We start from the raw sequence: 21849 nt of genomic DNA, 5'->3' as shown, positions 1-21849 counted from the left end.
ATCGCTTATCGCTTATCGGCTCAGCCGATGACTTTCTTGACCACCTCGATCAGGCGCTGCGGATCGAAAGGCTTGACCAGCCAGCCGTTGGCGCCGGCGGCGCGGCCCTTCGATTTCATTTCGTCCGACGATTCGGTGGTGAGCATCAGGATCGGCACCTTGGCGTAGGTCGGCAGGCTGCGCAGCGACTTGATCAGCGTGAGGCCGTCCATCTTCGGCATGTTCTGGTCGGTCAGCACCAGGTCGACGGTCTGCTGCTTCGCCTTGTCCAGGCCATCCTGTCCATCGACGGCCTCCACCACCTGGTAGCCGGCGGCCTTCAGGCTGAACGCCACCATCTGGCGCAGGGAACTGGAATCATCGACTGCAAGAATAGTTTTAGCCATTGTGTGTGTGCTCCGTTGGGGAGGGGTCAGAGCCCGGTTCTTCTTTTAGGGGGCTCTGACCCCGGTGCTATCAGTTAAAGTTCGTATCCAGTTAGATGGGGTCAGAGCCCACCCGTGAAAACCGGGCTCTGACCCCATGGTCCACCCATGAAAACCGGGCTCTGCCCCCATGGTTCATGCTTAAAACAGCTCCACGTCGCCACTCTCCAGATGCCGCTGCTCCACCGACTTGCGCAACATGCTGCGCAGCTCGAGCGACTGGATCGCCAGCGCCATGCTGACCTTGCCCAGCCGGTCGACGATTTCCTCGCTGTGGCTGTCGGGCGCAAGGTCGGCGCCGTGCTCGCTCAGCGTGGTGAGGAATTCGCGCAGGCCGGTCACGCGCCGCAGCGTGCGGTCGAGCAGCTGGCTGGTCATGTCCTGGAACTGCATGCTAGTGATCGCCGTATTCACGTGCACGCCGATCTCGCCCGACATGCCGGTCAGCTTTTCGCTTTCCTCGGCCGACGGCGCCTCGCCCGCCAGCAGACGGTTGATGCTCTGCTGGCGCGCATCGACGGCTTGGTGGATTGCCAGGAAGCTGGAGGTCAGCTTGTCGACGGCTTCCTCGAGCAGCAGCGTGGTCTGCACCAGGTCGGTCTCGACTTCGGACAGGTGGCGGCGCCCGTGGTCGGACACGCCCGACAGCAGGCGCTTCACATGTGATCCTAAAATCTTTTTTCTTGGCATTGAATCCTCCAGAACTATCGCGCGTCCTGCTTCGCTTGCGGGGCCGGGGCCAGGCCGCCCCCGGTCGCAGAGGCGACCGCCTTGACAGCGCCGTCGGCATCGGCCGGGACGTCGAGCGAATCGCCGCTGTCGCCGCCGGCGCGCAGCAGCGCTTCCTCGGTGCGCTTGTTCATCACCAGGATGCTGATGCGGCGGTTGACCGGGTTGAACGGGTTCTTGCGGTCGAGGTGGTTGGCCGCGGCCAGGCCCACCACGCGCAACACCTTGTCGTCGGCCAGGCCGCCGCGCACCAGTTCGCGGCGCGAGGCGTTAGCGCGGTCGGCCGACAGTTCCCAGTTGCTGTAGCCGCTCTCGGTCATGTAGGGCGTCGAATCGGTGTGGCCGGACAGGCTGATCTTGTTCGGCACGTCGTTCAGCACCAGCGCCAGCACGTCGAGGATGTCGCGGGTATACGGTTGCAGCTCGGCCCTGGCCATCTCGAACATCGGGCGGTTCTTCTCGTCCACGATCTGGATGCGCAGACCCTCGTTGGTGATGTCGAGCAGCAGCTGGTTCTTGTATTTCTTCAGCAGCGGATTGGCGTCGATGGTCGCCTGGATGCGTTCCTTCAGCTTCTGCAGCTTGGTCGATTCCTCGTGCTCGAGGGCGGCGCGCGCGGCCTTCAGGTCGTAGGTCTTCTTGTCGGCCGGGATCTCGCCCTTCTTGACCTGGCCGTTGCGGCGCGTCAGGTCCTGGCCGCCGCCCTGCAGGATCGATGAGCTGTCGCCGCTGCCCGAACCGCCCTGCATGGCGACCTTCAACGGCGTCTTGAAGTAATTGGCGATGCCTTCCATGTCGCCCTTGGTGGTCGAGCCGAGCAGCCACATGAGCAGGAAAAAGGCCATCATCGCCGTCACGAAGTCGGCGTACGCAATCTTCCAGGCGCCGCCATGGTGGCCGTGGCCGCCCTTCTTGACGCGCTTGACGATAATCGGCCGCTGGCCTTCGTCAGGCATGCGAGCCTCCGGCGTAGCTCAGCTTTATCACTTGGCCTTCGCTTTCTTGATGTGGTCTTCGAGCTCGGCGAAGGTCGGGCGCTCGGTCGAGTACAGGACCTTGCGGCCGAATTCGACCGCCAGCGCCGGCGCATAGCCGTTCAGGCTCGCCAGCAGGGTCACCTTCACGGTCTGGAACATCTTGGTCGATTCCTCCAGTTTCTGTTCCAGCAGGCTGGCGAGCGGGCCGACGAAGCCATAGGCCAGCAGGATGCCGAGGAAAGTACCAACCAGCGCGTGCGCGATCAGGATGCCGAGCTCGGCAGGCGGCAGGCCCACCGATTCCATCGTGTGGACCACGCCCATCACGGCCGCCACGATGCCGAAGGCCGGCAGGCCGTCGCCCAGCTTGGCGATGCATTGGGCCGGGACCGCTCCCTCATGATGGTGGGTCTCGATCTCGTTGTCCATGAGGTTTTCGATCTGGAAGGCATCCATGTTGCCGGAAACCATCAGACGCAGGTAATCGGTGATGAATTCGACGATGTGGTGGTCGGCCAGCACCATCGGGTACTTCGAAAAGACCGGGCTCTGCTCCGGGCTTTCGATGTCGCCTTCGATCGACATCAGGCCTTCCTTGCGGACCTTCGACAGCACGTCGAACATCAGCGACATCAGCTCCATGTACATCTCGCGCGTGTACCTGGAATTCTTGAACAAGGTCGGCAGTGCCTGCACGGTCGCCTTCACCGCCTTCGGGCTGTTACCGACGAAGAAGGCACCGATCGCCGCGCCGCCGATCATCAGCAGTTCGAGCGGCTGGAACAGCGCTGCCAGGTGGCCCTTGTTCAGGACGAAGCCGCCGAAGACCGATGCCAGGACGACAATGTAACCAACAATGACAAACACAGGACTCCTGATCGAGAAATCCGGGAATGAGCCCGGTGTCTTGAACCCAAGTTAATGAATCCAAAGAGAAATATTTACTTACGGAACTAGATTATCTGGAGAATGGACTACGGGCAAGTAAAAGTGCCGAAAATGTGGCTCAAAAGTGCCATATGTAGAGAATTTTCCTGCTATCGGTAGTGACAATGCGCTGGTCGGGTTCGCGCTCAGCAATGGGGAATTCGTAACTGAGAAGTACACTGCCAGGGCGCATCTCGGCCTCGGCCTTGCGCCACAGGGCGCCCATCGCGGCCGGCGACAGGTAGGCGAAAATCACGTCGTAGTGGCCGAAATCGAGGCGCTCGTAGTCGCCGCGTACGAAGCGGGCGCGGCTGCCCACGGCCCGGGCGCGCAGGCTGCTGGCCAGCCACGGCAAGGGCGCGAGCTCGATGCCGCTCACCTCGCAGTCGGGCCGGCGCCGCGCCAGGTCCAGCGCCAGGCCGCCCAGGCCGCTGCCGATATCGATGATGCGCAGCGGGCGCTCCGGCGGCAGCAGCCGGGCGACCTCTTCCCACACGCGCCGGCCGGACGGGTAGTACGGCACCTGGGTGCGGAAGGTCGACCAGTACAGCAGCAGCAGGAACAGGAACACGGCCAGGAAGGTCGAGGGCGGCAGGGCCAGCGCAGCGGCCGCGCCGCTGGCCAGCAGCAGGGCCGGCGGAAACAGGAACTGGATCGCGCGCCACCAGCTGGCCAGCCCGGCGCGCCAAGCCAGACCCGCGGCCCAGGCGCCCTGCACCAGGGTCACGCCGAGCCAGGGCTGCATGGCCCAGGATTGCCACAAGCCGGCGCGCGCCAGCAGCCAGACCGTGGCCAGCGTCAGGGGGAAGGCAAGAATCTGCAGCAGCAGCGCGCGGACCGCGGGAGCGCGCCAGATGCGGCGCGGGGCAGCGGCGCTCAAGCCCTGCCCCGCGGGTAGGTAGAAACCGGTCGGATCACGCGCCGATCAGGCGCCGGCGAGCGCGGCGGCATCCCTGGCCTTGCGGGTCTTGCCGGCACGCGAAGGCATGTGGCACAGGCCGCACTGGTAATCGTGATTCAGGTCCAGCGAGTTGACGACATACTTGCCCTTGCATTTCGAGCAAGGCGCCAGCACCAGCATGCCGCCCTGGAAGAAGCGCACCAGGGTCCAGGCACGGGTCAGCGACAGTAGCGGCTCTTCGCCCGGTTCCGGCGGCATCTGCTCCAGGTAGAGCTTATAGGCCTTCATCACGGCCTGGATGCCGCTGGCGCCGGCATGCTCGACCAGGAATTTATAGATATTGATATACAGCGAGGAATGGATGTTCGGCTGCCAGGTCAGGAACCAGTCGGTCGAGAACGGGAGCATGCCCTTCGGCGGCGACACACCCTTCAGTTCCTTGTACAGCTTGAGCAGGCGCTCGCGCGACAGCGAAACTTCGGTTTCCAGCAGCTGCAGGCGGGCGCCAAGCTGGATCAGTTCGATGGCCAGCTGGATTTCCTGGGCTTCCGAGACGACGCTTTTCTTGCTCATGACTCACTCACTCCGACAACCGTATTCTGCGATTCACCTGACTTCGGTCAGACCGGGGTCCAAACCGGGGTCAGAGCCCTTTTAAAAGCAACACCGGGCTCTGACCCCTGCCCTGACCCCTGCTCTGATCCTCTTTATGCGATTTCTTCGGCAGGCTGGCCGGCCATCAGGATGGCGGCGTGCGACTGCGCCAGGGCGCGGTCCTTGGTGTGGCTGGTGAGCATCGACAGGATGGCGGTGTCGTCGAAGCGGAAGCGGGCCAGCATCATATTGCCGCCGGCGAGCTTCAGGATCTGGGCGTTGCTCATGCCTTCGATCAGGTCAGCGATGTCGGCCGAGATGCCGAGACGGAAGATTGCGGTGACCTTGTCGGCGCGAATCATCTGCTGGGCCAGCATCAGGTAGCTCAGGTTCGCATCACGAATTTCAGCCATCATATCGTTCGCAGTCATTTCCATCTCTCCGGTGTGATCTATCGTCGGCGGGTTTGTGTTGCCGTTGAGATAGATTCTGACTGTGAGGAAACTTTTCGTATATTGGAGAGAGTCTGGATTTTTCGTCCGGCAAAGACGAAGTCGATCCGTAGGAGTTTGTCTGACAAACCCTCCAGGATCGTGGTCGCGCCCCTATGAAACCGGGCGGATGAGCATGTTTGATAACTCGGGCTTTTCAGGCCCGTCGACGCCGACAGGAATCTTCGTCTATGTTGGTTAACGTCAACCTTTTTGGGAACTTTAGGGTCGAATCGAAATATTTTTCGATTATTTTTCGGCCCTTCCTTGCCCTACAAACCGTTATCGGACGGCTTTGCGCAAACTTTAGGGTGATTCGCAAAAAAATTTGCGACCCAATCCCGGTCATCTAGGTGGGTTATCGGACGGGTTTTCGGAAACTTGAGGCTTGTCGCGAAAATTTTTTTAGCGATGACTTTCTTGCTACACTGCCGGCTCCGCGCATTCCTCACGAAGGCAAGCATGCACGCTCCTACACTCTGGGATATCAGCCCGACGATCTCGGCCGGCATCCCGGTCTGGCCCGGCGATACCCCGTTCGACGCCAGCCCGACCTGGGAAATCCGGGACGGTTGCCCGGTCCATGTCAGCCGCATGACCATGAGCACCCATCTCGGCGCCCACACCGACGCACCTTCCCACTACGATCCGCAGGGAGCCGCGATCGACGCCGTCGGCCTCGCGCCCTACCTGGGCCCGTGCCGGGTGATCCACTGCATCGGCGTACAGACGGTGCGCCCGCAGGACATCGAAGCCCGGCTCGACGGCACGCCGCCGCGGGTGCTGCTGCGTACTTACGCCAGCGCCCCGCAGCAGGCCTGGGACCCGGCCTTCCCGGCGATCGCGCCCGAGACCATCGCCTTGCTGGCGTCGAAAGGTGTGATCCTGGTCGGCACCGACGCCGCCTCGCTCGACCCGCAGGATTCCAAGACCCTTGATGCCCACCACGCGGTGCGCCGCCACGGCCTGGCGATCCTCGAGGGCGTCATATTGGATGCCGTGCCGCCCGGCGACTACGAACTGATCGCCCTGCCCCTGAAACTGGCCGGCATGGACGCCAGCCCGGTGCGCGCGATTTTGCGCACCCTTTGCGCGCACTGAGCAAGGAGAACGCATCAATGAGCAAGACCACGATTTCGATTTCCTCGCGCGCCGATTGCGCCGCCCTCGACGCCGAGGATCCGCTGGCCCCGCTGCGCGACCGCTTCGACCTGCCCGAAGGCGTGATCTACCTGGACGGCAATTCGCTCGGCGCCCGCCCGCGCGCCGCGCTCGCGCGCGTGCACGAGGTGGTGGCGCACGAATGGGGCCAAGACCTGATCCGCAGCTGGAACAAGGCCGGCTGGTTCGAGCTGCCCAAGCGCCTCGGCGACCGCCTCGCCCCGCTCATCGGCGCCCGCCCCGGCGAAGTGGTGGTGACCGACACCACCTCGCTGAACCTGTTCAAGGCGCTGGCCGCGGCACTCCACATCCAGGCCGAACGTGCGCCCGAACGCAAGACGATCGTCACCGAGCGCAGCAACTTCCCGACCGACATCTATATGGCGGACGGCCTGGCGCGCTGGCTCGATCGCGGCTACGCCATCCGCCTGGTGGATGGCGTCGACGAACTGGCCGCCGCGGTGGACGCCGACTGCGCGGTCCTGATGCTGACCCACGTGAACTACCGCACCGGCTGGCAGCACGACATGGGGCTGCTTTCGCGCCAGGCCCACGCGGCCGGCGCGCTGGCGGTCTGGGACCTGGCCCACTCGGCCGGCGCGGTCCCGCTCGACCTGCACGGCGCAGACGCCGCGAGTTCAGCTGATTTTGCGGTCGGCTGCACCTATAAATACCTGAACGGCGGCCCCGGCGCGCCGGCCTTCATCTGGGTGCCGCAGCGCCACCAGGCCGCCTTCAGCCATCCGCTGACCGGCTGGTGGAGCCATGCGGCGCCGTTCGCGATGTCGCACGGCTTCACGGCAGCTAGCGGCATCGGCCGCGCGCTGTGCGGGACCCAGCCGGTGGCCTCGCTGGCGATGGTCGAATGCGGGCTGGAGATCTTCGAAGAGACTGACATGGAGGCGATCCGCGCCAAGTCGCTGGCGCTGACCGACCTGTTCATCGCCTTGGTCGAAGCGCGCTGCAAGGCGCATCCGCTGGGCCTGGTGACGCCACGCGAGCATGCGCGCCGCGGCAGCCAGGTCAGCTTCACCCATCCGCAGGGCTATGCGGTGATGCAGTCCCTGATCGAGCGCGGCGTGATCGGCGACTACCGCGAGCCGGAGATCATGCGCTTCGGCTTCACGCCGCTGTACACGAGCTATTGCGATGTGTGGGATGCGGTCGAGATCCTGCGCGACATCCTAGACAAGGGCAGCTACGACGCCAATGCGGCGCGCAGCGCGGTGACCTGAAGGAGACGGCATGGACGAGCAAACGAAAAACGCGGAATGGCATGGCGCCAAGATGGACTTCAAGGGGTCCATGAGCTACGGCGACTACCTGGGCCTGGACCAGATCCTGAGCGCCCAGCATCCGCTGTCGCCGAACCACAACGAGATGCTGTTCATCATCCAGCACCAGACCAGCGAGCTGTGGATCAAGCTGATGCTGCACGAACTGCAGGCGGTGCGCGCGCAGATCCGGAACAGCGAGCTGCCGCCGGCCTTCAAGATGCTGGCCCGGGTGGCACGCATCATGGACCAGCTGGTGCACGCCTGGGACGTGCTGGCCACCATGACTCCGCCCGAATACACGGCGATCCGCCCCTACCTGGGCGCATCCAGCGGCTTCCAGTCCTTCCAGTACCGCGAACTGGAATTCATCCTCGGGAACAAGAACCCGGCGATGCTGGCCGTGCACCAGGCCATGCCGGAACACCACGCCCTGCTGGAGCGCGAACTGCACGCGCCCTCGCTCTACGACGAGGCGGTGCGGCTGCTGGCGCGCACCGGGCTGCCGGTGTCCCAGGCGCGCCTGGACGCCGACCCGACCAGGCCGACCGTCCACGACGACTCGGTGCTGGCGGCCTGGCTCGAAGTCTACCGCGATCCCGAGCACCACTGGGCGCTGTACGAGCTGGCCGAGAAGCTGGTCGACATGGAAACCGCCTTCCGCACCTGGCGCTTCCGGCACGTCTCGACGGTCGAACGGATCATCGGCTTCAAGGCCGGCACCGGCGGCACGGCCGGGGTGAGCTACCTGCGCAAGATGCTGGACGTGGTATTGTTCCCGGAACTGTTTGCATTGAGGACCGCTTTATGAACTGCGACATCCTGATCGTGGCCGGCCTGTGGAACTCGGGTCCGCAGCACTGGCAGACTCACTGGGAGCGCAAGTATTCGAAGTGGGAACGGGTGGCGCACCGCGACTGGAACGCGCCGGACCGCGACGAATGGGTGGCCGAACTGGACGCGGCGATTGCCGCCTGCGAAGGCCGGCCGATCCTGGTCGCGCACAGCCTGGGCTGCATGCTAGTGGCGCAATGGGCGCAATGGGCCCACGCCGGCTCGCCGCTGAAGATCGCCGGCGCCTTCCTGGTGGCGCCGAGCGACGTCGAGGCGTCCTCCTATCCGGTGCCCGCCAACGGCTTCGCGCCGGTCCCGATGGACAAGCTGCCGTTTCCCTCGACGGTGGTGGCGAGCACGAACGACGAATACGCGGCGATCGAACGCTCGCGCGCCTTCGCCCGGGCCTGGGGCAGTAGATTAATCGAGATCGGCGACGCCGGCCACATCAATGGCGATACCGGTTACGGGCCGTGGCCCGAGGGTGAGCAGATGCTGGAGGAGTTCTGCTCGACTCTCCATCCCTGAGGGCAGCGCCGGCCACGGCGGCCGGCAAGGCCGAGCTCGACCGGCCGTTCTCGCTCTACCTCGACCTGGTACGTATCGCGGCCGCCTGCGCGGTCGTGATGGCGCACTTCAGCTATTTCCGCATCTTCGACGATGCCCAGATCGCGCGCATCGCCGACCTCGGGCGCGAAGCCGTGATCGCCTTCTTCGTGCTGTCCGGCTTCGTGATCGCCTACAGCGCCGAGCAGCGCAACCGCACGCTGCGCGACTACGTAAGGGCCCGCTGCGCGCGCCTGTATTCGGTGGTGCTGCCGCTGCTGCTGCTGGCCTTCGCACTGGCGGCCTGCGCCGACAGCTTCGGCGTGCCCGTCGGCGGCGCCTACCAGTTGCGCAAGCCCTGGCTCTACATCCCCTTCCATCTGCTGTTCCTGGGCGAACTGTGGGGATTCGTCGAGAGTCCGCCCTGGCTGCTGCCCTACTGGTCGCTGAACTACGAGGCCTGGTATTACGTGCTGTTCGGTGTGCTGTGCTACCTGAAGGGCAGGCTGCGCCTGCTGGCCCTGGCCGTGTTCGCCCTGATGGGCCCGAAGCTGTGGCTGCTGCTGCCGCTGTGGCTGTCCGGGGCCTGGCTGTACCACTGGCAGAAGACGCATGGTTTCCCCCTCGGCGCCGCCCGCGCCGGCTGGTTGCTGTCGCTCGTGCTGCTGGGACTGTGGACCTGGTACTACCCGGAACCGGGGCTGCGAAAGGTGGCGCAGTCCCTTTGGCCATTCCCTGGCCTGCGCATGGGCAGCGCCGACCGCGTGCTGGCCGACTACGCCGTCGGGCTGCTGGTCCTGATGAATTTCGCCTGCGCGCGCCACGCCGGCTTCGACCTGCTGGGGCGCGCCGCGCGGCCGATCCGCCGGGTCTCGGCGCATACCTTCACGCTCTACCTGTCGCACAGCCTGGTGATCTGCGCCTGGCAGGCACTGGTCACGTTCCGGCGCGGCGATCCGGCCGTCCTGCTAGGGCTCGCGCTGGCGATCGTGCTGGTGGCCGCGGCGCTGCAGCCGCTTACCGAAGCCCTGCAACGGCTGTTGCGCCGCTAAGCGCCAATCGGCGCCGATAAAAAAATGGCCGGGTCGCCCCGGCCATCATGCTTGCAACGCGCGCTCGGCTTGCGCCGCCGCTTACTTCGCTGCGCCGCCCAGCAGCATCTCGTTCATGCGCTTCACGAAGGCCGCCGGATCGCTCAGGCTGCCGCCTTCGGCCAGCATGGCCTGGTCGAACAGGAGGTGGGCCCAGTCGGCGAAGCGCGCCTGGTCCGCATCCTCGTACTTCAGGCGCGTCACCAGCGGGTGGTTCGGGTTGATCTCGAGGATCGGCTTCGATTCCGGCGCGCTCTGGCCGGCCGCCTTCAGCATGCGCACCAGGTTGGCCGACAGTTCGTGCTCGTCCGCCACCAGGCAAGCCGGCGAGTCGGTCAGGCGGAAGGTCACGCGCACGTCCTTGGCCTTGTCGGCCAGCGCGCCCTTCATCTTCTCGACCAGGTCCTTGTACTGGGTTTCGGTCTGTTCGTGTTCCTTCTTCTCGGCCTCGTCTTCCAGCTTGCCCAGGTCCAGGCCGCCCTTGGCGACCGACACCAGTTCCTTGCCGTCGAACTCGTTCAGGAAGGACAGCATCCACTCGTCGACGCGGTCGGTCAGCAGCAGCACTTCGACGCCCTTCTTGCGGAAGATCTCCAGGTGCGGGCTGTTCTTCGCCGCGGTGTAGCTGTCGGCGGTGACGTAATAGATCTTCTCCTGGCCTTCCTTCATGCGCGACACGTAGTCGGCGAAGGAGACAGTCTGGTCAGACGAATCGTTCTGGGTCGAGGCGAAGCGCAGCAGCTTGGCGATGCGGTCCTTGTTGGTGGCGTCCTCGCCGATGCCTTCCTTCAGCACCTGGCCGAACTCCTTCCAGAAGGTCGCGTACTTGTCCTTGCCTTCCTGCTCGTCCGAGTTCGCCATTTCTTCCAGCATGCCCAGCACGCGCTTGGTCGAGCCTTCGCGGATCACGCGCACGTCGCGCGACTCCTGCAGGATCTCGCGCGAGACGTTCAGCGGCAGGTCGTTCGAATCGATCACGCCCTTCACGAAGCGCAGGTAGACCGGCATCAGCTGCTCGGCATCGTCCATGATGAACACGCGTTTTACATATAACTTGATCCCGCCGCGCTTGTTGCGGTCCCACAGGTCGAACGGGGCGTGGCTCGGCACGTACAGCAGCTGGGTGTATTCGCTGCGGCCTTCGACGCGGTTGTGGGTGTAGGCCAGCGGCGCCTGGAAGTCGTGCGAGACGTGCTTGTAGAATTCCTCGTACTGCTCCAGCGTGATGTCCGACTTCGAGCGGGCCCACAGCGCGCTGGCCTGGTTCACGGTCTCGAACTCGTCCTTGACGACGGTTTCCTTCTTCTCTTCGTCCCACTCTTCCTTCTTCATCTCGATCGGCAGCGAGATGTGGTCCGAGTACTTGCGGATGATGGATTTGAGCTTCCACGACGACAGCAGCTCGTCCTCGCCTTCGCGCAGGTGCAGGGTGATGTCGGTGCCGCGCGAGGGCTTGTCGATCTGCTCGATCGTGTAGTCGCCCTCGCCGGTCGACTCCCAGCGTACGGCCTCGGAAGGCAGCGCGCCTGCGCGGCGGGTCTCGACGGTGACGCGGTCGGCGACGATGAAGGCCGAGTAGAAACCCACGCCGAACTGGCCGATCAGCGCGGCGTCGGCCTGCTGGTCGCCCGACAGCCTGCTGAAGAATTCCTTGGTGCCCGACTTGGCGATGGTGCCCAGGTGCGAGATCGCCTCGTCGCGGCTCATGCCGATGCCGTTGTCGGAGATCGTGATGGTTTTGGCAATCTTGTCGAACAGGACCTTGATCTTCAGTTCATGGTCGTTGCCGTACAGGGCATCGTTGTTGATCGCCTCGAAGCGCAGCTTGTCGGCGGCGTCCGACGCGTTCGAGATCAGTTCTCGCAGGAAGATCTCCTTGTTCGAGTACAAGGAGTGGATCATCAGTTGCAGCAGTTGTTTTACTTCTGCCTGAAAGCCAAGGGTTTCTTTTTCGGCAACAGCCATCTTATGTCCTCGTTATGTTCAAGGGTTAAACAGACCGGGCCGATATTGGGACCCCGGCAAGGATTTCAAGAGGTTTTTTGCAGACAATCATCTTTTTCTCGACTTCGTCCGACAGTCGTCATACCGTATCGAAAAAATCCGCATATTTTTGCGCACCGATGTCGAAAGCGGAATGCGCCGTTCGTCGTCATAACAGGACAACCAAGGAGACCCATCATGCAAGACCAAGTACGCGCCATCCCCGAAGGCTTCCACACCATCACGCCCCACCTCGTGTGCGCAGGCGCGCTTGACGCCATCGAGTTCTACAAGAAGGCCTTCGGCGCCGTCGAGACCGGCCGCATGCCCGGCCCCGGCGGCAAGATCATGCATGCCCAGCTGCGCATCGGCGACTCGCCGATCATGCTGGCGGACGACTTTCCCGAGTTCGGCTGCAACGGCCCGCAAGCCCTGAAAGGCACCCCGGTCTTCATCCACCTGTACGTGAACGATGCCGACGCCGTCTTCCAGCAGGCGGTGGCGGCCGGCGCCAAGCCGGTCATGCCGATGGCCGACATGTTCTGGGGCGACCGCTACGGCCAGCTCGACGATCCCTTCGGCCACCGCTGGTCGATCGCCACCCACAAGCGCGACATGACGCCGCAACAGATGCGGGAAGAGATGCAGAGGTCGATGCAGCAGCGCCAGGGCGGCGATGACCAGCAAGGGGGCCAGCCATGAAATTCATGGTCATCGTGAAGGCTACCGCCGCCAGCGAGGCCGGCGTCATGCCGACCCGGCAGCAGCTGGCCGACATGGGCCAGTTCAACGAAGAGCTGGTCAAGGCCGGCGTGCTGCTGGCCGGCGAAGGGCTGCATCCCTCCAGCCGCGGCGCGCGCATCGTCTTCGACGGCGACAAGCGCAGCGTGGTCGACGGTCCGTTCGCCGAGACCAAGGAGCTGATCGCCGGCTTCTGGCTCATCGAAGTCAGCTCGAAGCAGGAAGCGATCGAGTGGATGAGGCGCTGCCCGAATCCGTATGGCGAGGGACGGGGCGACATCGAGATCCGCCAGCTGTTCGAGGCCGAGGATTTCGGCGCCGAGCTCACGCCCGAGCTGCGCGCGCAGGAAGAGCGCCGGCGCCAACAAGTCACGGCGCGCTGAGGAGACAGCGATGCAATTCATGGTCATCCGCAAGGCCGACGAGGCCACCGAGGCCGGCATGCCGCCTTCGGCCCAGGCGCTGGACGAGATGGCGCGCTTCAACCAGGCGCTGGCAGACCAGGGCCGGCTCGGGCTGGCCCTGGGCCTGCGTCCGAGCAGCCGCGCGGTGCGCCTGAAGCTGTGGCCGGGCGGCGAAAGCCTGACCGACGGCCCGTTCGCCGAAGCCAAGGAACTGGTGGCCGGCTTCACCGTCTTCGAGGCGGCGTCGAAGGAAGCCGCGCTCGAACAGCTGAAGGGCTGGCCGCGCAGCGACGTGCAGGCCACCGGCGAGGCCGTGCTGGAACTGCGCGAGACCGGCTGCCCGGGTGGCTGTGCCCAGGTGCCGCCGGCCCCGGAGGGCGCCGACCGGCGCTACGTGATCCTGCTGCGCGCCGACGCCGGCACCGAGCGCGACCGCATCCCGCCGCAGGAGATGCTCGACGCGCTGAACGCCTTCAACGCCGCGCAGGCAGCACAAGGCAGGCTGCTGGCCGGCGACGGCCTGAAGTCGAGCGCGCGCGGCAGCCGCCTCCACTTCAAGGGCGCCCAGGCTAGCGTGATCGACGGCCCGTTCGCGGAAGCCAAGGAACTGATCGCCGGCTTCTGGATGATCAAGGCAAGCTCGATGCTTGATGCGATCGCGTGGGCGCGCACCCTGCCCTACCCGACCGGTCCCCATGTCGAAGTCGAAATCCGCGAGGCGATGACGATGGACGACCCGGCACCGGCGCTCGGCGCGGCGCAGCGCCAGGAAGACGCCAGCCTGCGCGCCGAGCAGCTCGATGCCGCCCTGCGCGGGGTCATGACGCGGACATGAGCTCGGGCGACAGCGCGGACAACAGCGCGCACGACATCGGCCGGACCGTCGAAGCGGTCTGGCGCATGGAATCGGCGCGCATCGTCGGGCTGCTTTCCCGCATGCTGCGTGACGTCGGCATCGCCGAGGAGCTGGCGCAGGATGCGATGCTGCGGGCACTCGAAGCGTGGCCCACGGACGGCGTGCCGGACAAGCCCGGCGCCTGGCTGATGCAGGTGGCGAAGCACCGCGCCCTCGACCACCTGCGGCACATGAACATGCATGCGGGCAAAGAGGGCGAGCTGTCCTGGGAGCTGGACGAGCAGCTGCGCGACGGTCAGCGCCAGCCCGACGAACTGGCCGAGATCGCGCAACTGGCGGAAGACGGGATCGACGACGACGTGCTGCGCCTGATGTTCGTGGCCTGCCACCCGGTGCTCCCGGGCGAGGCGCGCGCCGCGCTCACGCTCAAGCTGCTGGGCGGCCTCTCCACGGCCGAGATCGCGCGCGCCTTCCTGGTGCCGGAAGCCACGGTGGCGCAGCGTATCGTGCGCGCCAAGCGCACCCTGGCCGAGGCCAAGGTGCCGTTCGAGGTGCCGCGCGGCGAGGAACGCAAGCCGCGCCTGGCCTCGGTCCTGCAGGTGATCTACCTGATCTATAACGAAGGCTATTCAGCCAGTGCCGGTGCCGACTGGCTGCGGCCCGGCCTGTGCCGCGAGGCGCTGCGCCTGGGCCGCGTGCTGGCCGAGCTGGCCCCGCAAGAAGGCGAAGTGCACGGCCTGGTCGCGCTGATGGAAATCCAGTCCTCACGCGAGCGCGCCCGCACCGGGCCAAACGGCGAGCCGGTGCTGCTGCTGGACCAGGACCGCAGCCGCTGGGACCGGCTCCTGATCCGGCGCGGCCTGGCGGCGCTGGAGCGCGCCGGGCGCCTGGGCAGCCTCGGTCCCTACGCCTTGCAGGCCGCGATCGCCGCCTGCCACGCGCGCGCCTTGAGCCCGGAGGCCACCGACTGGCCGCGCATCGCCGCGCTGTACGATGCCCTGGCCCAGCTGCTGCGCTCGCCGGTCGTCGAACTGAACCGCGCGGTGGCCCTGGGCATGGCCTACGGTCCGGCGGAAGGCCTGGCGCTGGCCGACCAGCTGCTGGACGAAGCACTGCTGCGCAACTACCACCTGCTGCCCAGCGTGCGCGGCGACCTGCTGGCCAAGCTGGGCCGCCACGAGGAAGCGCGCGCCGAGTTCGAGCGCGCGGCCAACTTGACCCGCAACGAGCGCGAACGCACCCTGCTGCTGGCGCGCGCGCGGGACGAGGGAGGAAGGATCGGCTGAACAAGGGCGCCGCAGTATGGCATGATGGCGGCTTCCGCCCTCCTCAATGCAATCTCATGCGCGTTCTCATCATCGAAGACGACCCGGCCATCGCCGCCAATCTCTACGACTATCTCGAAGCCGCCGGCTATGTTCCGGAACACGCCGCGGACGGCGTCACCGGCCTGCACCGCGCCGTCAGCGCGCAATGGAGCGCAATCCTGCTCGACGTCGCGCTGCCCGGCATGGACGGCTTCACCCTGTGCCGCAAGCTGCGCGAAGAAGCGCGCCGCGACACCCCGGTCCTGATGCTGACCGCGAAGGACACGCTGGACGACAAGCTGGCCGGCTTCGGCAACGGCACCGACGACTACCTGGTCAAGCCGTTCTCGCTCAAGGAAGTGGGCGCGCGCCTGGCCGCGCTGATCAAGCGCCACCAGGGACAGGTCGTGCCGGGCGCACTGCACTGCGGCGACATCAGCATGGATCCGCGCACGCTCGAGGTGGAGCGCGCCGGCCGGCCGATCCGCCTGCCGCGCAAATGCCTGCACCTGCTGCAATTGCTGATGGCGTCGCCGGGGCGGGTGCAGCGCCGCACCGAGCTGGAAACCGCCGTGTGGGGCGAGCCCCTGCCGGACAGCGACACGCTGCGCTCGCACATGCACACGCTGCGCCGCGCCCTCACCGCCGACGGCGAGGCGAACCCGATCGAAACGCTGCATGGGATCGGCTACCGGATCAGCGCCCCGGGCAATCCGCACGATGCGCCTTAGCCTGCGCCTGAAGGTCGCGCTGGCCCTGTTCGCCGCCGCGATCGTCCTGCTTGCCGTGCAGACGCTGGGCGTGCGCGCGCTCGCCGAGTCGCAGGAAGAACGCCTGATCGAATCGATCATCGACGACGACATGCGCAACCTGCTGCAGTCCTACCGGGACGAACCGGCCTCGCTGCCGCCGGTGGATCCCGTGCTGGGCGCGCGGGTGTCGCAGGAAGGCGGACAATGGTTCGGCCTGCCGGGGTCCCTGGCTTCGCTGCCGGAAGGCGTGCATAAAGTCCTGGTGGGCGGCCGCGACATCCATGTGGCGGTGGTGCGCTTCGGCGCCGAACGGGTGTACCGCGCCTACGACTACAGCGCCTACGAAAAGCAGTTCAGGGAAGGCATCGAAACGCTGACGCTCGTCACCGCCGTCTTCGTGCTGCCGACGGTGTGGCTGGCGTACTGGCTGTCCGGGCTGCTGGTGCGGCAGGTCGGCGGCCTGGCCCGGCAGGTCAGGGACCTGCGTTCGGGCGCCGCCTCGGCCATCGATCCGCGCGGCTACGACGAGCGCGAAGTGGCCGAGCTGGCGGACGCCGTCAACGATTACCACGTGCGCATGGCCGCGATGGTCCAGCGCGAGAAGGAGTTCACCGCCAACGTCAGCCACGAACTGCGCACCCCGCTGACCCGGATCCGCACCAGCTGCGAACTGCTGGAGCCGGTCGCCGGGTCGCTCGACGCCAAGTCGCGCCAGCGCCTGCTGCAGATCGAACAGGCGGCCGTGGACATGCACGCCCTGGTCGAGTGCCTGCTGGCGCTCGCGCGCGAGGAATCGGCCACGGTGGCGGCATCCGCGCAGCTCGCAGGCATCATCGGCACCGTCCTCGATCGCTACGCCGACCGGCTGGAACGGCAAGCGGTGCGGGCCGTCGTGTCGGTGCCCGCCGAGGTGCGGGTCGCGGCGAATGCGCCGGCGCTCGGCATCGTCCTGTCCAACCTGATCGACAACGCGCTGCGCCACACCCAGGACGGCGAACTGCGCTTCCTGTACGAGCACGGCACGCTAAGGGTCGAAGACACCGGCTCGGGCATCGACCCGCAAGCCCTGCCCCACGTGTTCGAGCGTTTCTACCGCGCGCCGGGCGGACGCGGCGACGGGTTCGGCATCGGGCTGGCGATCGTGAAGAAGATCTGCGACCGCTACGGCTGGCGCATCGCCGTCGAGAGCGCCGAGGGAAGCGGGACCCGCGTCCTGCTCGGCCTGGAAGCGCGGCAAGCCGTGGAATTTCACGAAAACTTCGCCAATTCTTGATTTGAAAGCTAGCACATGAAAAAAGTCCTCATCCTCGGCGTCAACGGCTTCATCGGCCACCACCTGTCCAAGCGCATCCTCGAGACCACCGACTGGGAAGTCTACGGCATGGACATGAGCACGGACCGCATCACGGAACTGCTCGACCATCCTCGCATGCACTTCTTCGAAGGCGACATCACGATCAACAAGGAATGGGTCGAATACCACGTCAAGAAGTGCGACGTGATCCTGCCGCTGGTGGCGATTGCGACCCCGTCGACCTACGTGCAGCAGCCGCTGCGCGTGTTCGAACTGGACTTCGAAGCCAACCTGCCGATCGTGCGCTCGGCCGCCAAGTATAAAAAACACCTGGTGTTCCCGTCGACCTCGGAAGTCTACGGCATGTGCCACGACGACGAGTTCGATCCGGAGAACTCGGAACTGGTCTACGGCCCGATCAACAAGCCGCGCTGGATCTACGCCTGCTCGAAACAGCTGATGGACCGCGTGATCTGGGGCTACGGGATGGAAGGCCTGAACTTCACCCTGTTCCGCCCGTTCAACTGGGTCGGCGCCGGACTGGACTCGATCCACACCCCGAAGGAAGGTTCGTCGCGCGTGCTGACCCAGTTCTTCGGCCACATCGTGCGTGGCGAACCGATCTCGCTGGTCGATGGCGGCGCGCAGAAGCGTGCCTTCACCTACATCGACGACGGCATCGAAGCGCTCATGAAGATCATCGAGAACAAGGACGGCAAGGCGAGCGGCCAGATCTACAATATCGGCAACCCGGCCAACAATTACTCGATCCGCGACCTGGCCGGCATGATGCTGGAGCTGGCGGCCGAGTATACGGAATACGCGGCCGGCGCGCAGAAGGTGCAGATCGTCGAGACCAGCTCGGGCGCCTACTACGGCACCGGCTACCAGGACGTGCAGAACCGCGTGCCGAAGATCGAGAACACCCGGAACGACCTGGGCTGGGCTCCGACCACCAACATGGCCGATGCCCTGCGCCACATCTTCGACGCCTACCGCGGCCAGGTCGGGCTTGCGCGCGGACTGGTCGATTGAACCACGCTGGACGTACAATATCGGCACTTTATTACGTAACCCTGGGGATTCCATGTCCGTCTACGACAAACTCAAAGAACTGAACATCACTCTCGCGGCGCCGGCCACCCCGGCCGCGGCCTATGTCATGTACGTCCAGACCGGCAACCTGGTCTTCATTTCCGGCCACATCGCCAAGAACGCCGACGGCTCGCCGAACACCGGCCTGCTGGGCAAGGACAAGACCACGGCGGACGGCCAGGCGGCGGCGCGCTCGGTCGCGATCGACCTGATGGGCACCCTGCAGGAAGCCTGCGGCGGCGACCTGGGCCGCGTGAAGCGCATCGTCAAGGTGATGAGTTTGGTCGCGTCGACCCCGGAATACAACGAACAGCACCTGGTCACCAACGGCTGCTCGGAACTGCTGGGCGAAGTGTTCGGCGACGCCGGCAAACACGCCCGCTCGGCCTTCGGCGTGGCCTCGCTGCCGCGCGGTACCTGTGTAGAGATCGAAATGACTGTTGAGGTCTGAAGGGGGCGCGCAAACCTACTACGCGTCGCATTTTCGCCCTGCGATGCTCGCCGTACCGTAAGTACGGCTGCGCTTCTCGGACGAAACTGCTTCCGCTCGCTACGGTTTTCGCATCCCCCGATGCTGTATTGGTGTTCAATATAATCCCCGAGGCTTGCCCACAAGGCAGGCCTCTTTAACGGAGCGGCTCATCAAGCTGCTTTATAATGGCCGACGCACCCAAGCCGTCCTTCCTGTGAGATCAGTATGAAAATCGAAAATCCCAATCCCATCCAGTGGCAGTTTTCGGAACGCGCGCAGCAGCTGCAAAGCTCGGCGATCCGCGAAATCCTGAAGATTACCCAGCGTCCCGAGATCATCTCCTTCGCCGGCGGCCTGCCGTCGCCCGCCACCTTCCCGGTCGAGCGCATGAAAGCGGCCTACGACAAGGTACTGTCGGAAGCTGGCAAGCAGGCCCTGCAGTATGGCCCGACCGACGGCTATGCTCCGCTGCGCGAATGGATTGCGGCTTACCTGTCCACGCCGGACTGCAAGATCCTGCCCGAGCAGATCCTGATGGTGTCCGGTTCGCAGCAGGCGCTCGACCTGCTGGGCAAGGTACTGATCGACGAAGGCAGCAAAGTGCTGGTCGAGACCCCGAGCTACCTGGGCGCCCTGCAGGCGTTCTCGGTGTACCGTCCCGACTTCCACTCGGTCGAAACCGACGAGCACGGCCTGGTGCCGTCCTCGCTGGAAGGCCTGGCCGACGGCGCACGCCTGCTGTACGCGCTGCCGAACTTCCAGAACCCGACCGGGCGCTCGCTGTCGATCGAGCGCCGCCGCGAACTGGTCGAAACCTGCGCCCGCCTGGGCCTGCCGCTGATCGAGGACGATCCCTACGGCGCGCTGTCGTACAAGGGCGAGCCGATGCCACGCATGCTGAACATGAACCCGGAAGGCGTCATCTACATGGGTTCCTTCTCGAAGGTGCTGACCCCCGGCATCCGCCTCGGCTACGTCTGTGCCCCGCTGCCGCTGGTGCGCCGCCTCGAGCTGGCCAAGCAGGCCGCCGACCTGCACACCGCGCAGCTGACCCAGATGGTCGTGCACGAGGTGGTCAAGGACGGCTTCCTGGCCGAGCACATCCCGACCATCCGCAGCCTGTACGCCAACCAGTGCCAGGTGATGCTGGAAGCGATGGACGAGCACTTCCCCGAAGGCGTGACCTGGACCCGTCCGGAGGGCGGCATGTTCATCTGGGTCGAACTGCCGAAGCAGATCGACGCCAGCAAGCTGCTCGACCAGTCGATCGCCGCCCGCGTCGCCTTCGTGCCGGGCGCGCCGTTCTACGCCAACGAGCCGGCCACCAACACCCTGCGCCTGTCCTTCGTGACCGTGCCGCCGGAGCGCATCCGCGAAGGCATCGCCGTGCTGGGCAAGCTGATCAAGGACCAGCTGTAACCCTGTCATACTCCTGCCGCGCGCGGACCGCCCGGTCCGCGCCGCACGGCGCCGCATTTGTTACCCGCGGCGCCACACTGCGTAACTTTTTGTTATTTTCAAGAACCAAGAGTTGCGCCAAAGTCACAAGTTTTTCCGACAAACAATCATACTTGCTCCAAAAGGGTAGGCAAGGATGTATGATTTTGAAAGAACATCTTCGTGCAGCCTCTCAAGGCACCGTATGCCCAACCTAGCCAGCCCGGGGCCAGCAGCGCCCCGCAAACCCGCCATCCTCATCGTCGACGACGCACCGGACAACGTGGCGCTGCTGCGCACGATGATGCTGCGCCAGGATTACCAGGCCTTCGTCGCCACCTCGGGTGAGCGCGCGCTCGAGATCGCCCAGCGCATCAAGCCCGACCTGGTGCTGCTCGACGTCGTCATGGCCGGCATGGACGGACTCGAAACCTGCCGCCGCGTGAAGGCGCACCCGGTCACGGCGCGCATCCCCGTGATCTTCATGAGCGCGCGCGGCCACACCGAGGACATCGTGGCCGGCTTCGACATCGGCGCCGTCGACTACATCACCAAGCCGCTGCGCATGGAGGAAGTCTGCGCGCGCGTGCGCGCGCAACTGCGCCTGAACAGCGGCAGCGCCCCCCAGAACGCGCAGACGGAGCGCCTGCGCATGATCGTCCACAGCATGGACCAGGGCCTGCTGATCGTCGAGCGCAACGGCCGCATCCAGTATGCGAACCCGGCCTGCGACCGCTGCCTGGGCTATGCGGCGGACGAGCTGGTGGGCCGCTCGCTGGCCGACCTGCTGGTCCAGCAGGACAGCTACCCGGACGGCTGCTCGGCGATGGAGGCGATCGGCCACGGCACCCGCGAGGTGTTGATCCGCCACCGCGACGGCGTCCTGCACGCGATGGACCTGACGATGACGCCGATGCACGCGAACGACGGCCTGTTCGTCGCCCTGCTGCACGACATCAGCCACCACAAGCAGTCCGAGGATGCGCTGCAGCGCGCCGCGATGCTCGATCCGCTGACCCAGATCGCCAACCGCCGCCACTTCGGCGCCTTCCTGCAAAAGGAATGGCAGCGCGCGATCCGCAGCGCCCAGCCGCTCTCGCTGGTGGTGCTCGACGTCGACCATTTCAAGCTGTACAACGACACCCTCGGCCACGCGGCCGGCGACGTCTGCCTGCAGAAGGTGGCCCACGCGCTGGATGCCCACGCGCTGCGCCCGACCGACCTGGCGGCGCGCTACGGCGGCGAAGAATTCGTGCTGCTGTTCGCCGAGACCCCGATCGATGCCGCGGCGCGCCTGGCGGAAGGCATCCGCACCACCGTCGAAGCCCTGCAGCTGCCGAACCCGCGCTCGCCGACCTCGCCGTGGATCACGGTGTCGGTGGGCGTGGCGACCATCGTGCCGACCCAGCTCGACGATATCGAGCAGTTGTTCGTGTGCGCCGACCGCGCCATGTATGCGGCCAAGGCGGCGGGACGCAACCGCGTGGAGACCGCGGTGGCGGGGGCGGCGTGGGAAGCGGTGCGCAACGCGGCGATGCTTTAGCCGTCATTCCCGCTT

Annotated in this window: 23 protein-coding genes; 15 read left to right on the top strand and 8 right to left on the bottom strand. The window is 65.6% G+C overall.

Going from position 1 to position 21849, the window contains the following annotated elements; all coding sequences use genetic code 11:
* Positions 1-20: 20 nt before the first annotated feature.
* The 7 genes from ACI48D_RS21815 to flhD form a co-directional block, all read right to left on the bottom strand.
* Positions 21-386 (bottom strand): response regulator, encoded by a 366-nt coding sequence (locus ACI48D_RS21815; protein WP_435573345.1) that lies wholly within the window; start codon positions 384-386, stop codon positions 21-23.
* Positions 387-566: 180 nt separating this feature from the next.
* Positions 567-1115 carry a chemotaxis protein gene (locus ACI48D_RS21810; RefSeq protein WP_435573344.1) on the bottom strand — a complete coding sequence of 183 codons (549 nt, stop codon included), beginning with the start codon at positions 1113-1115 and terminating at the stop codon, positions 567-569.
* Between the two features lie 14 nt (positions 1116-1129).
* Positions 1130-2110, bottom strand: coding sequence for a flagellar motor protein MotB (motB, locus tag ACI48D_RS21805; RefSeq protein WP_435573343.1), 981 nt, complete (start codon positions 2108-2110; stop codon positions 1130-1132).
* Positions 2111-2137: 27 nt separating this feature from the next.
* The gene (motA, locus tag ACI48D_RS21800) at positions 2138-2998 is read right to left on the bottom strand and encodes a flagellar motor stator protein MotA (RefSeq protein ID WP_435573342.1); all 861 of its coding nucleotides are present in this window, start codon (positions 2996-2998) and stop codon (positions 2138-2140) included.
* A gap of 139 nt (positions 2999-3137) precedes the next feature.
* Positions 3138-3938, bottom strand: coding sequence for a class I SAM-dependent methyltransferase (locus tag ACI48D_RS21795; protein ID WP_435573341.1), 801 nt, complete (start codon positions 3936-3938; stop codon positions 3138-3140).
* A 45-nt stretch (positions 3939-3983) separates the two neighbouring features.
* Positions 3984-4532 carry a flagellar transcriptional regulator FlhC gene (gene flhC / locus ACI48D_RS21790; RefSeq protein ID WP_435573340.1) on the bottom strand — a complete coding sequence of 183 codons (549 nt, stop codon included), beginning with the start codon at positions 4530-4532 and terminating at the stop codon, positions 3984-3986.
* 134 nt (positions 4533-4666) lie between these two features.
* A complete protein-coding gene (gene flhD, locus ACI48D_RS21785) occupies positions 4667-4984 on the bottom strand; it encodes a flagellar transcriptional regulator FlhD (RefSeq protein WP_229437064.1) in 318 nt (105 codons plus the stop codon).
* A gap of 522 nt (positions 4985-5506) precedes the next feature.
* On the opposite strand from flhD, the gene kynB reads away from it, so the two are divergent.
* The 5 genes from kynB to ACI48D_RS21760 are packed head-to-tail and all read left to right on the top strand — an operon-like array spanning position 5507 to position 9911.
* Entirely contained in the window at positions 5507-6145 is a 639-nt protein-coding gene (gene kynB, locus ACI48D_RS21780; protein WP_435573339.1) for an arylformamidase, read from the top strand.
* A 17-nt stretch (positions 6146-6162) separates the two neighbouring features.
* Positions 6163-7440, top strand: coding sequence for a kynureninase (kynU, locus tag ACI48D_RS21775; protein WP_435573338.1), 1278 nt, complete (start codon positions 6163-6165; stop codon positions 7438-7440).
* Between the two features lie 10 nt (positions 7441-7450).
* Positions 7451-8290 (top strand): tryptophan 2,3-dioxygenase, encoded by an 840-nt coding sequence (kynA, locus tag ACI48D_RS21770; protein ID WP_435573337.1) that lies wholly within the window; start codon positions 7451-7453, stop codon positions 8288-8290.
* Complete coding sequence (locus ACI48D_RS21765) at positions 8287-8841, top strand: RBBP9/YdeN family alpha/beta hydrolase (RefSeq protein WP_435573336.1); 555 nt, start codon at positions 8287-8289, stop codon at positions 8839-8841. Before kynA ends, ACI48D_RS21765 begins: the two co-directional genes overlap by 4 nt.
* Positions 8820-9911 carry an acyltransferase family protein gene (locus ACI48D_RS21760; protein ID WP_435573367.1) on the top strand — a complete coding sequence of 364 codons (1092 nt, stop codon included), beginning with the start codon at positions 8820-8822 and terminating at the stop codon, positions 9909-9911. Before ACI48D_RS21765 ends, ACI48D_RS21760 begins: the two co-directional genes overlap by 22 nt.
* An 81-nt stretch (positions 9912-9992) precedes the next feature.
* On the opposite strand, the gene htpG is transcribed toward ACI48D_RS21760, so the two are convergent.
* A complete protein-coding gene (gene htpG, locus ACI48D_RS21755; protein WP_435573335.1) occupies positions 9993-11915 on the bottom strand; it encodes a molecular chaperone HtpG in 1923 nt (640 codons plus the stop codon).
* A gap of 216 nt (positions 11916-12131) precedes the next feature.
* Here htpG and ACI48D_RS21750 point away from each other — a divergent pair, with 216 nt between their 5' ends.
* The 10 genes from ACI48D_RS21750 to ACI48D_RS21705 all read left to right on the top strand — a co-directional run bounded on the left by ACI48D_RS21750 (position 12132) and on the right by ACI48D_RS21705 (position 21834).
* Positions 12132-12635 (top strand): VOC family protein, encoded by a 504-nt coding sequence (locus ACI48D_RS21750; RefSeq protein WP_435573334.1) that lies wholly within the window; start codon positions 12132-12134, stop codon positions 12633-12635.
* Complete coding sequence (locus ACI48D_RS21745; RefSeq protein ID WP_435573333.1) at positions 12632-13057, top strand: YciI family protein; 426 nt, start codon at positions 12632-12634, stop codon at positions 13055-13057. Before ACI48D_RS21750 ends, ACI48D_RS21745 begins: the two co-directional genes overlap by 4 nt.
* Before the next feature lie 10 nt (positions 13058-13067).
* Entirely contained in the window at positions 13068-13913 is an 846-nt protein-coding gene (locus tag ACI48D_RS21740) for a YciI family protein (protein WP_435573332.1), read from the top strand.
* Complete coding sequence (locus tag ACI48D_RS21735) at positions 13910-15220, top strand: RNA polymerase sigma factor (RefSeq protein ID WP_435573331.1); 1311 nt, start codon at positions 13910-13912, stop codon at positions 15218-15220. The genes ACI48D_RS21740 and ACI48D_RS21735 overlap by 4 nt, the downstream gene beginning before the upstream one ends.
* 56 nt (positions 15221-15276) lie before the next feature.
* Positions 15277-15972 (top strand): response regulator transcription factor, encoded by a 696-nt coding sequence (locus ACI48D_RS21730; RefSeq protein ID WP_435573330.1) that lies wholly within the window; start codon positions 15277-15279, stop codon positions 15970-15972.
* A complete protein-coding gene (locus ACI48D_RS21725; RefSeq protein ID WP_435573329.1) occupies positions 15962-17266 on the top strand; it encodes a sensor histidine kinase in 1305 nt (434 codons plus the stop codon). The genes ACI48D_RS21730 and ACI48D_RS21725 overlap by 11 nt, the downstream gene beginning before the upstream one ends.
* Before the next feature lie 15 nt (positions 17267-17281).
* Complete coding sequence (locus ACI48D_RS21720) at positions 17282-18322, top strand: bifunctional UDP-4-keto-pentose/UDP-xylose synthase (protein WP_435573328.1); 1041 nt, start codon at positions 17282-17284, stop codon at positions 18320-18322.
* Between the two features lie 52 nt (positions 18323-18374).
* Positions 18375-18833, top strand: a complete 459-nt coding sequence (locus ACI48D_RS21715) for a RidA family protein (protein ID WP_435573327.1) — start codon at positions 18375-18377, stop codon at positions 18831-18833.
* 246 nt (positions 18834-19079) lie between these two features.
* On the top strand, positions 19080-20273 hold the full coding sequence (locus tag ACI48D_RS21710) for a PLP-dependent aminotransferase family protein (protein WP_435573326.1): 1194 nt from the start codon (positions 19080-19082) through the stop codon (positions 20271-20273).
* A gap of 223 nt (positions 20274-20496) precedes the next feature.
* A complete protein-coding gene (locus tag ACI48D_RS21705; protein WP_435573325.1) occupies positions 20497-21834 on the top strand; it encodes a diguanylate cyclase in 1338 nt (445 codons plus the stop codon).
* The last annotated feature ends 15 nt before the right edge of the window (positions 21835-21849 follow it).

Origin of the sequence: Massilia sp. LXY-6 (assembly GCF_051233485.1) — a bacterium.
Taxonomy (GTDB): Bacteria; Pseudomonadota; Gammaproteobacteria; order Burkholderiales; family Burkholderiaceae_D; genus Telluria.
This window is presented reverse-complemented; position numbering and strand designations above follow the sequence as displayed.

Excerpts from the sequence above, each read along its gene's own strand:
- ACI48D_RS21815 (WP_435573345.1), bottom strand. The coding sequence starts at position 386 with ATGGCTAAAACTATTCTTGCAGTCGATGATTCCAGTTCCCTGCGCCAG.
- ACI48D_RS21810 (WP_435573344.1), bottom strand. The coding sequence starts at position 1,115 with ATGCCAAGAAAAAAGATTTTAGGATCACATGTGAAGCGCCTGCTGTCG.
- motB (WP_435573343.1), bottom strand. The coding sequence starts at position 2,110 with ATGCCTGACGAAGGCCAGCGGCCGATTATCGTCAAGCGCGTCAAGAAG.
- flhC (WP_435573340.1), bottom strand. The coding sequence starts at position 4,532 with ATGAGCAAGAAAAGCGTCGTCTCGGAAGCCCAGGAAATCCAGCTGGCC.
- flhD (WP_229437064.1), bottom strand. The coding sequence starts at position 4,984 with ATGACTGCGAACGATATGATGGCTGAAATTCGTGATGCGAACCTGAGC.
- kynB (WP_435573339.1), top strand. The coding sequence starts at position 5,507 with ATGCACGCTCCTACACTCTGGGATATCAGCCCGACGATCTCGGCCGGC.
- kynU (WP_435573338.1), top strand. The coding sequence starts at position 6,163 with ATGAGCAAGACCACGATTTCGATTTCCTCGCGCGCCGATTGCGCCGCC.
- kynA (WP_435573337.1), top strand. The coding sequence starts at position 7,451 with ATGGACGAGCAAACGAAAAACGCGGAATGGCATGGCGCCAAGATGGAC.
- ACI48D_RS21765 (WP_435573336.1), top strand. The coding sequence starts at position 8,287 with ATGAACTGCGACATCCTGATCGTGGCCGGCCTGTGGAACTCGGGTCCG.
- htpG (WP_435573335.1), bottom strand. The coding sequence starts at position 11,915 with ATGGCTGTTGCCGAAAAAGAAACCCTTGGCTTTCAGGCAGAAGTAAAA.
- ACI48D_RS21750 (WP_435573334.1), top strand. The coding sequence starts at position 12,132 with ATGCAAGACCAAGTACGCGCCATCCCCGAAGGCTTCCACACCATCACG.
- ACI48D_RS21745 (WP_435573333.1), top strand. The coding sequence starts at position 12,632 with ATGAAATTCATGGTCATCGTGAAGGCTACCGCCGCCAGCGAGGCCGGC.
- ACI48D_RS21740 (WP_435573332.1), top strand. The coding sequence starts at position 13,068 with ATGCAATTCATGGTCATCCGCAAGGCCGACGAGGCCACCGAGGCCGGC.
- ACI48D_RS21735 (WP_435573331.1), top strand. The coding sequence starts at position 13,910 with ATGAGCTCGGGCGACAGCGCGGACAACAGCGCGCACGACATCGGCCGG.
- ACI48D_RS21730 (WP_435573330.1), top strand. The coding sequence starts at position 15,277 with ATGCGCGTTCTCATCATCGAAGACGACCCGGCCATCGCCGCCAATCTC.
- ACI48D_RS21725 (WP_435573329.1), top strand. The coding sequence starts at position 15,962 with ATGCGCCTTAGCCTGCGCCTGAAGGTCGCGCTGGCCCTGTTCGCCGCC.
- ACI48D_RS21720 (WP_435573328.1), top strand. The coding sequence starts at position 17,282 with ATGAAAAAAGTCCTCATCCTCGGCGTCAACGGCTTCATCGGCCACCAC.
- ACI48D_RS21715 (WP_435573327.1), top strand. The coding sequence starts at position 18,375 with ATGTCCGTCTACGACAAACTCAAAGAACTGAACATCACTCTCGCGGCG.
- ACI48D_RS21710 (WP_435573326.1), top strand. The coding sequence starts at position 19,080 with ATGAAAATCGAAAATCCCAATCCCATCCAGTGGCAGTTTTCGGAACGC.
- ACI48D_RS21705 (WP_435573325.1), top strand. The coding sequence starts at position 20,497 with ATGCCCAACCTAGCCAGCCCGGGGCCAGCAGCGCCCCGCAAACCCGCC.